The following is a 1,470-nucleotide window of genomic DNA, read 5'->3' on the forward strand; positions in this document are numbered from 1 at the left end:
GGTTTTACCAGTTTCAGATCAGAAGAAATACTGTCTCCAACACCAGGGTATTGAATTTTAATGGCGAGTTTTTTACCATTAAGCATCGCTTGATGCACCTGTCCAATAGAAGCTGCATTACTGGAGCTTAAGTTAAAACTATCGAAAATATTTTCAGGTGTTTTACCGAAATTTTTGGTGAAAGTTCTAACAATTAACGAACCTGAAAGGGGTGGAGCATTGTATTGAGATTGGGTAAATTTATCGACGTAAGATTTCGGCAGGATATTCTTATCCATACTCAACATCTGTGCGATTTTTAAGGCACTGCCCTTTAATTCGCTCAGCGATTTATATATGTCGGTTGCATTGTCCTCGTTAAGCTGTTCTCGGTCCATTTCAGGGTTAAACAGTTTTTTTGAATAATGCTTAATGTAGTTGCCCCCGATCTGAATACCTGTTTTAACAAATTTTGCCGAACGTTCTACCTTTGTAGTTGGAATACTTTTTTGTGTCTTCATCTGGTATTTAAAACCTCATCTTTTCTGCAAACTTCCCATTCCTGGATAAAAACTTCCCGTATTCCAATAAATTATCAATTGGCGAATGCTGAAAAAGATCGAAAGTTACATTAATGCCTTTTTCGATGGCCTCATCGCTTTTTTCGAAACCTTCACTATCATCGTTGATCCAAAAATTAACAATAAATGCAAACTGGATACATAAGGCATCTTTGTATCTTTTACTTAGAAAGCGGCGCTCGGCAAGCTCACCACTATCTAAACCTTCTTCAATAATTTCTTGTGCAAAGTTTTCGAAAATAGGTTTTACGCCAGCAAGTACATCGGGAGTAGAAAATTTACCACGGTGATTCTTTAAGCTGTAAATCACAAAACTGCGTTCGTTCTTCAGGTTTTCGAGGTAACTGTAAAAGAAAGAAAGCATTTTTTCTCTGGCTGTATATTGGGGCCAAACTTCCTGCTCTTTAATTTTGTTAATGGTTTCGAAAGTAAGTTCGAACCAGATTATTTTTTCAATGCTTTCAAAAGAAGAGAAAAACTGATAAAAATCGGCCTCGGTAATTTTAAGCTTTTTCACAAAAACATAAACCGATTTTGGTTTTTCATTGTTTGTTAAAACATAATCTAAATATGCTTTTCTAATTTGCTGAGCAGTTGCCATATACCTGTTTTTTACAATTATAACGTTTAATTTATTGGCTTGTTTTTGCAGTTGGTTTTTTGTTGATCATGAAATTGTAATAATAGCTTTCAAAATATTTGAATTTGATTTTTTGACTAATTATTTTAGTTTTTTGTGAGTTTTAATGTTGATAATTTTTTAAGAAAAAACTAAAATAATTAGTATTTTTGTTTCTGAGTATTCCTTATAACTAAATAAAGCAAGATGATCCAGGTAAACGATTTTTTATATGGCAAAATGGAACTGCCAATGGTATTTTCTGATCTGTTAAATACCGATGCTTTAAAA

The 1,470-nt window shown here is 33.3% G+C and carries 2 protein-coding genes; both read right to left on the reverse strand.

The genetic code is table 11. The features are described from left to right. Positions 1–500, reverse strand: a 500-nt coding sequence (locus tag AC1DND_RS27675; RefSeq protein WP_477586043.1) for an AarF/UbiB family protein, incomplete at its 3' end; no start/stop codon positions are given. Between the two features lie 7 nt (positions 501–507). Then, entirely contained in the window at positions 508–1,161 is a 654-nt protein-coding gene (locus AC1DND_RS27680; protein WP_477586045.1) for a TetR family transcriptional regulator C-terminal domain-containing protein, read from the reverse strand. Positions 1,162–1,470: the final 309 nt, after the last annotated feature.

This window comes from Pedobacter sp. 01N416 (assembly GCF_056399685.1).

Excerpts from the sequence above, each read along its gene's own strand:
- AC1DND_RS27680 (WP_477586045.1), bottom strand. The coding sequence starts at position 1,161 with ATGGCAACTGCTCAGCAAATTAGAAAAGCATATTTAGATTATGTTTTA.